The sequence below is a fragment of the Bradyrhizobium erythrophlei genome, assembly GCF_042430365.1.
Classification (GTDB): Bacteria; Pseudomonadota; Alphaproteobacteria; order Rhizobiales; family Xanthobacteraceae; genus Bradyrhizobium; species Bradyrhizobium erythrophlei.
Genome location: NZ_JBHMET010000154.1, coordinates 178,277 through 185,668, shown reverse-complemented (window position 1 = coordinate 185,668; position 7,392 = coordinate 178,277). Strand labels below are relative to the sequence as shown.

Sequence of the window (7,392 nt, the reverse complement as noted above, 5' to 3'; positions counted from 1 at the left end):
AGACTTGCTGACGAGACACCAGCCACTGGGGCGTCAGGACCACACGACTTCGCCGTCCGCGTCGCGCACGCTCGTCGTATCGTGCATTCCGCGTCCACCGCATCCCACACCACGTTCGTGACGATCGCGAGCCGCCCCTCATTAAGGTGAGACGGGCGGATTCGTGCCACTGATTTGCCCGACGACGGAAGCGGAATATTTTCGCAACCAGGACTGGACAGGGTGTGTCGCGTTGATTTGTCGGGTGAATTTCGATTTTGCGCGCAGCCCGCAGGATGCCTTGCGCGTTGGAGTCCCCGGCAAAACCGGCTATTCATGCGCCGCTTTTGACGAGGACGATCTTTGATCCCCAGCAACGATGCTTCGCCGCCGCCATTCGGCGCCTTCGCGCCCAACGCAGCGCAGGCCGCCATCATTCGTCTTGCGCACGGCACCGGACTGAAGCGCGGCGCGTTCCGCCCCTGGCTGTCGCGGCTGGTCAATCTGTTCGGCGCGGGGCCGCTCGACGTCGCCTATCAGGGCGCCTCGTTCCGCTTTTATCATCAGGCCAGCGCCACCGAGCGCGGCGCGCTGTTCAACCCCGACTACAATCTCGAGGAGCTTGCCTTTCTGCGCCGCCACGTGCGTGCGGGCGGCACATTCGTCGATGTCGGCGCCAATGTCGGCACCTATGCGCTGGCGCTGGCGCGCGACGTCGGGCCTGCCGGCAAGGTGATCGCCATCGAACCTCATCCGGTGACGCATGCGAGGCTGGCGTTCAACACAAAGGCCTCCGGCTACGCGCAGGTGCGGCTGGTCGCCGCCGCGGCCGGACCATCGGACGGCGAACTGATGATCGAAACCGACGGCGACAATCTCGGCGCCAGCCACATCGTCACGGGCGCAGCCACCGGCAAGGCATTCAACGTGCCGTCGCTCCGGCTGCAGCGCATCCTCGAAGAGGCGGGCGCGGCAGAGATCGACGCGCTGAAGATCGATGTCGAGGGTTTTGAGGATCGCGTGCTGACCGGCTTCTTCCGGGAAGCGCCGGAGGCGCTATGGCCTCGCGCAGTGGTGATCGAGCATCTCTCGAAGGACGAATGGCTCGACGACTGCATTGCGGACATGTATTCGCGTGGTTACGTCGAGCAGGGCCGGACGCGGAGCAACACGCTGCTTGCGCGAAGCTGAACTCCGATGAACTCCCTCTCCCGCTTGCGGGCAGGGCAATCGCATATGGCTCGGAGGTGCAGCCTGAAACTGAATCGGATCGCGAACGAAGCGGAATCGAATGTAGAACGATTTCGCCCTTTTCCTTCGAGATATCCGAATTTTTTGCCAATGCGATTGCCCTGCGCTTGCGGGGGAGGGTCGGGGTGGGGTCTGACCGCGAGTGACACTCTTCGTGGGGGGAGAGCCCCCACCCGGATTGCATCTTCGATGCAATCCGACCTCCCCCGCAAGCGGGAGAGGTGAAGCGCGAGACCGCAGATACAACAACAAGGGAGGCTCCCAATGATCGACCATATCGGTTTTCCGGTGTCGGACTACGCGCGCGCCAAGGCGTTCTATGAGAAGGCGCTGGCGCCGCTCGACTACAGCCTCATCATGGAGGTGACGGCGGAGCAGACCGGGCACGATCCCGCCGCCGGCTTCGGCACCGGCGGCAAGCCGGACTTCTGGATCGGTGGCGAGGGTGCGCTGAGCAAGCCGGTGCATATTGCAATCGTCGCCAAGGACCGCGCCATGGTCGATGCCTTCTACAAGGCGGCGCTTGCCGCCGGCGGCCGCGACAACGGCCCGCCCGGCATCCGCGCGCATTATCATCCCAATTACTACGGCGCCTTCGTGCTCGATCCCGACGGCCACAACATCGAGGCAGTTTGTCACACGGCTGGCTGAGTTCCGCGCGCGAATCGGGAACATCCTCGCGCGTGTGCCGTTGTCGCGTCGCGTGAGGGACCTCTTCTGAATGCGTCATGAATGAATCGACATGCAACCTGTTATGATGTCGAAATAAAATGCGCCTTTGATTCGTTGCCCGCCACAATCCGGCCTAACGATTAGCGGTTCATCGAACCGCCGAATTGTTCGGCTCAAGCGTTTTCTTCCTGCCCAGACTTTTCGCCGGGGATTTCAAATATCATGACAAAGCTTCGTCTCGTGCTGCTTGCCACGACTGCGCTGACGGTGATGCAGTTCGCCGTCTCAGCATCGCACGCGCAAACTTCACCGCTCGTTGTCGCGCAGGCGCAGAAGGAAGAAGTCGGCCCCGACGGACGGCCAAAGGGACCGCCGCCCGGAGCGAAGCAGCCGCCGGGTCCGCCGGCCGCGCCAGCACGTCCGGCACCACCCGCGCCGCCGCCTGCCGCCGCGCCGCATCCGCCGGCACCGCCTCCGGCAGCACCACCTCCGCCGCGGCCTGCGCCGCCGCCCCCACCCCCGGCTGCCGCTCCGCCACATCCGACGCCGCCCGCGCCGCCGCCTGCGGCTGCCCCCGCGCGTCCGACCCCGCCGCCGCCGCCTCCACCTCCCGCGGCTGCACCTGCACGCCCAGCGCCGCCACCGCCGCCTCCTGCGGCCGCACCAGCGCGCCCGGCTCCGCCGCCACCTCCTCCTCCCGCGGCAGCACCGGCGCGGCCGACTCCGCCGCCGCCCCCGCCGCCCGCAGCGGCACCACCGGCACACACTCCGCCGCCACCGCCTCCGCCGAGCGCGGCACCCCCTGCACGGCCTGCGGTCCCGCCGCCGCCCGCTGCCGCAACCCCCGCGCCGGCAGCTCCCGCAACGCCGCCCGCACCGGCACCGGACACGCGGCAAAAGGGCGCACCGCCGCCCGGCGCGAAGCAGCCGCCGGGACCGCCGCCCGGCGCGACGGCGCCTGCGCCCTCGGCAACGACACCGCCGCCCGCTGCAGGTGGCGCAACGCCGCCGGCACGCCCCGGTGCACCGCCTCCGGCGGCTGGCGCTCCGACAACGCCGCCGGCTGCCGGCACCGGCACGCCGACACCTCCAGCTGCGGGCGGCGCGACCCCGCCGGCACGCCCCGGCGCACCCCCTCCCGCGGCTGGCGCTCCGACGACGCCGCCGGCTGCCGGCACTGGCACGCCGACGCTTCCCGCTGCAGGCGGCGCGACGCCGCCGGCGAGGCCCGGCGCACCGCCGGCTGTCGGAGCTCCGCCAACGCCACCGGCTGCCGGCACGGCCACTCCGACGCCGCCCGCAGCGGGCGGCGTGACCCCGCCGGCACGGCCCGGCACACCGCCGGCTGCTGGCACTGCGCCCGCAACGCCACCCGCCGCAGGAGGTCTGCCTGCTGGAGCGATGGGTGGAACGGCCGCGCCTGCACCCGGCGCGCCGGGACGTCCCGGCATCACCCCGGCAGCGCCGCCGCCCCCTGGCGCCGCAGCGCCGACTGTCGTCCCAGGCTCGGCGGCCGCAGCGCCACCGCCCGACAGGGCGCAATACGCTCCGCCGACGGTTGCGCCGGCGTTCCGAGCCGCGCCGGCGATCACAGCGCCACTGCCGCCACCGCCGGCACCGCCGCGGCGTGACCTGACGCCGCTCGCCATCGGTGCGGGCGTGGTCGCCGGTGCCGTGATCGGCGCGACCATCGCCGATCTCCGCAACCAGCGGCAGGAGGTCGTCGAAGGCGGCCGTACCGTCTACACCGAGCCGGACCGCATCATCATCCGCGATCCGGGCGGGCAGGAGTACGTCCGCGGCAACGATCTGTATCGCTTCCGCTACGGCGCCCGCGACATCCGCACCGAGACGATCGGCGGCGAAACCCGCACCGTCGTGATCCGTCCCGACGGCACCGAGATCATCACGGTGGTCGGGCCCGATGGACAGCTGCTGCGCCGAATCCGCCGGGATACCGGCGGTCGCGAGCTCGTCATCATCGACAACACCTACCGCGATCCGCGCGCGGTCGGCGGCTTCTATGTCGACCTGCCGCCGCCGGTGGTCAGCATTCCCTATGATCGCTACATCGTCGACGCTCAGGAGGCGCCGCCGGAGGTGATCTACGAGACCATGGAGGCCCCGCCGGTGGAGCGGATCGAGCGACGCTACTCGCTCGACGAGATCCGCTACAGCCCGAATGTCCGCATGCGGATGCCGAGCATCGACATCAACACCATCACCTTCGACACCGGGTCGTGGACCATTCCGCCGGACCAGGCTGCGAGGCTGCAGGTGATTGCCGACGGCCTCAACCGAGCGATCCAGCGCAACCCGCGCGAGGTGTTCCTGATCGAGGGCCACACCGACGCGGTCGGCAACGACGTCGACAATCTGTCTTTGTCGGACCGTCGCGCGCAGGCCGCGGCCGAACTGCTCACCCAGCAATTCGGCGTGCCGGCGGAGAACCTGACGTCGCAGGGTTACGGCAAGCAGTATCTGAAAGAGCAGACCGACGGACCGAGCCGCATCAACCGGCGCGTCACCGTCCGCCGCATCACCCCGCTGCTCACCGGCGACCAGGCGGCCGCGGCGCCACCGCGCTGAGCCGGCAAGACATCACGACGCGAAAATGGCCGGGAGCGATCCCGGCCATTTTTGTTTTTGTGTGTGACCGCATTGGGTCGAGAACGTCTTCGCATCGTCATGGCCGGGCTTGTCCCGGCCATCCACGTCTTTCTCAACGCGGAAGGTAAGACGTGGATGCCCGGCACAAGGCCGGGCATGACGAGTTTTGCGGATCGACCGACTACGACATGACACGACCTAAGAGCGAGCTTCGCTCGTCTCGACCCCGCAAGCGGCAGAGGTGAAGCTAGCCTGTAGATCAATCACCGCTTCATCTGCTGCGGATCGTAGAAGAAGCGCTCCTCGACCAGCTCGTCGCCGCGCCAGGTCTGCCAGGCGACCTCCTCCATGCTGCGGACCTTGCCGTCCTTGCCGGTGAACTCGAAGCGCCAGCAGATCGCGGAATGATCGCCGTCGACGAGCAGCGGGCCGAGCCGCGTGGTCTTGACGCCCGCGACCTGCGCCAGCACGGCGGCCTCGCGCGCCGCGAGCGCGTCGCGGCCGACGCGCCACTCACCGTCATTCTCCTGGGTGCGGGCATCGGGCGCGTAGAAGTTCTTGATGGCGCCGACATGATCGTTGGATTCGACCGTATCAGCGAAGGCCTGCAGGGTTTTGAGCGAGGGCATCGGGCATCTCCATATACCGACTAATGGTCGGTATTTATCGACTGATGGTCGGTAAGTCAATTGGCACGCTTTCGGAACTGCGCTAGACATGCGTCATGGCAACCCAGGCGGAGCGACGCGAGAAGACCAGGAGCGCGATCGTCAAGGCGGCGCGGCGCATCTTCGGCGAGCGCGGCTTTGCCGCGACCACGATCGACGACATCGCCGCAGGCGCGCGCGTCGCCAAGGGCGCGGTCTATCATCACTTCCCAACCAAGGAGGCGGTGTTCGAAGCGGTGTTCGAGCAGGTCTCGATCGACCTCGTCGCCGACCTCGACCGCATCTCGCGCGCCGAGAAGGATCCGCTCGCCGCGATGGCGGCGGGAACGCAGGGCTATTTCGCGGCGTGTTCAAAGGGGCCGACCGGCCAGATCATCCTGCGCGACGGCCCGGCCGTGCTCGGCTGGGAGCGCTGGCGCGAGATCGACGCCAAACATTTCGGCGGCAAGTTTCCCCGCGCGATTGCCGCGGCGATGGAGGCCGGCGTGATCGCGCGGCAGCCGATCGAGCCGCTCGCCAGGCTGTTGCTCGGCGCGGTGACGGAAGCTGCGGTTGCGGTATCCGCCGGCCCCGACATCGGCAAGACCGGCACCGACTATGCGCGCGCGTTCCGCTCGCTGCTTGATGCGCTGAGGGTGAAGTAATTCAAGAAATTTGTAGGGTGAGCAAAGCGTACCGTTCAGCGCGCTTTCTCCGCCGTCATTGCGAGCGAAGCGAAGCAATCCATGTCGCCACACGGGGAGAGATGGATTGCTTCGTCGCTTCGCTCCTCGCAATGACGGTGGTGATGTCCGCCGCGCTCAGCCCTTGTCCTTCTCGATCCTGAGGATCGGCGAACCCTCGCCGAGCGAAATCAGGCCGGTGTCGGAATAGAGCTTCAGCTTGGTGCGGGTATCGGCGATATCGAGGTTGCGCATCGTGAGCTGGCCGATGCGGTCCGCCGGCGTGAACGGCGCATCCTCCACCTTCTCCATGCTCAGCCGCTCCGGCTGATAGGTCAGGTTCGGGCTCTCGGTGTTCAGGATCGAGTAGTCGTTGCCGCGCCGCAGCTCGAGCGTCACCTCGCCGGTGATGGCGCGCGCCACCCAGCGCTGGGCGGTTTCGCGCAGCATCAGCGCCTGCGAATCGAACCAGCGTCCCTGGTAAAGCAACCGGCCGAGGCGCATGCCGCTGATGCGGTACTGCTCGATGGTGTCCTCGTTGTGGATGCCGGTGACCAGCCGCTCATAGGCGATGTGCAACAGCGCCATGCCGGGCGCCTCGTAGATGCCGCGGCTCTTGGCCTCGATGATCCGGTTCTCGATCTGGTCGCTCATGCCGAGGCCGTGCCGGCCGCCGATCGCATTGGCCTCGAGGAACAGCGCGACCGGATCGGTGAAGGTCTGGCCGTTCAGCGCGACCGGCTGGCCCTCGACAAAGCGCACGACGACCTTCTCGGCCTTGACGGCGCAGTCGTCGCGCCAGAACGGCACGCCCATGATCGGATTGACGATCTTGATGCCGCTGTCGAGCTGCTCGAGATCCTTGGCCTCGTGGGTCGCGCCGAGCAGGTTGCTGTCGGTCGAGTACGCCTTTTCGGCGCTCATCTTGTAGGCGAAGCCATTGGCGGTCATGAACGCCGACATTTCCGCGCGGCCGCCGAGCTCGTCGATGAACTGCTGGTCGAGCCAGGGCTTGTAGATCTTCAGGCTCGGATTGGTCAAAAGGCCGTAGCGGTAGAAGCGCTCGATGTCGTTGCCCTTGAAGGTCGAGCCGTCGCCCCAGATGTTAACGCCGTCCTCCTGCATGGCCGCGACCAGCATCGTGCCGGTGACGGCGCGGCCGAGCGGCGTGGTGTTGAAATAGGTGAGGCCGCCGGTCGAGACGTGGAACGCGCCCGACTGGATCGCGGCGACGCCTTCATGGACCAGTTGCGTGCGGCAATCCACCAGCCGGGCTTTCTCGCCGCCGAACTCCAGCGCTTTACGCGGGATCTCGTCGTAGTCGGCCTCGTCGGGCTGGCCGAGGTTCGCGGTATAGGCAAAGACGCGCGCGCCCTTCTGCTTCATCCAGAGCAGCGCTGCGCTGGTGTCGAGACCGCCCGAAAACGCGATGCCGACTTTTTCCCCCTTGGGAAGGCTTTTCAGGATCGTACTCATGGTGCTTCCAATCGGTCGAGATGTCGCTTTGCCGCCGGCGGCTTGAGTGCGCGAATAACAAATTTCGCCGCAAT

6 protein-coding genes are annotated in these 7,392 nt (G+C 67.5%); 4 read left to right on the top strand and 2 right to left on the bottom strand.

Annotation, left to right across the window (positions count from 1 at the left end):
* Nucleotides 1-342: 342 nt before the first annotated feature.
* The 3 genes from ACFFWD_RS24310 (at nucleotide 343) to ACFFWD_RS24300 (ending at nucleotide 4,491) form a co-directional block, all read left to right on the top strand.
* Nucleotides 343-1,170: an FkbM family methyltransferase gene (locus ACFFWD_RS24310; RefSeq protein ID WP_376969298.1), complete on the top strand. Its 828-nt coding sequence runs from the start codon at nucleotides 343-345 to the stop codon at nucleotides 1,168-1,170.
* 324 nt (nucleotides 1,171-1,494) lie between these two features.
* Nucleotides 1,495-1,881: a VOC family protein gene (locus ACFFWD_RS24305; RefSeq protein ID WP_376969296.1), complete on the top strand. Its 387-nt coding sequence runs from the start codon at nucleotides 1,495-1,497 to the stop codon at nucleotides 1,879-1,881.
* A 243-nt stretch (nucleotides 1,882-2,124) separates the two neighbouring features.
* Nucleotides 2,125-4,491, top strand: coding sequence for an OmpA family protein (locus ACFFWD_RS24300; RefSeq protein ID WP_376969294.1), 2,367 nt, complete (start codon nucleotides 2,125-2,127; stop codon nucleotides 4,489-4,491).
* Nucleotides 4,492-4,775: 284 nt separating this feature from the next.
* On the opposite strand, the gene ACFFWD_RS24295 is transcribed toward ACFFWD_RS24300, so the two are convergent.
* Nucleotides 4,776-5,141, bottom strand: coding sequence for a nuclear transport factor 2 family protein (locus tag ACFFWD_RS24295; RefSeq protein WP_376969292.1), 366 nt, complete (start codon nucleotides 5,139-5,141; stop codon nucleotides 4,776-4,778).
* Nucleotides 5,142-5,236: 95 nt separating this feature from the next.
* Here ACFFWD_RS24295 and ACFFWD_RS24290 point away from each other — a divergent pair, with 95 nt between their 5' ends.
* Nucleotides 5,237-5,824, top strand: a complete 588-nt coding sequence (locus ACFFWD_RS24290) for a TetR/AcrR family transcriptional regulator (protein WP_376969290.1) — start codon at nucleotides 5,237-5,239, stop codon at nucleotides 5,822-5,824.
* A 156-nt stretch (nucleotides 5,825-5,980) separates the two neighbouring features.
* Here the strand turns inward: ACFFWD_RS24290 and argG are convergent, their stop codons facing one another.
* Nucleotides 5,981-7,318, bottom strand: coding sequence for an argininosuccinate synthase (gene argG, locus ACFFWD_RS24285; protein WP_376969288.1), 1,338 nt, complete (start codon nucleotides 7,316-7,318; stop codon nucleotides 5,981-5,983).
* Nucleotides 7,319-7,392: the final 74 nt, after the last annotated feature.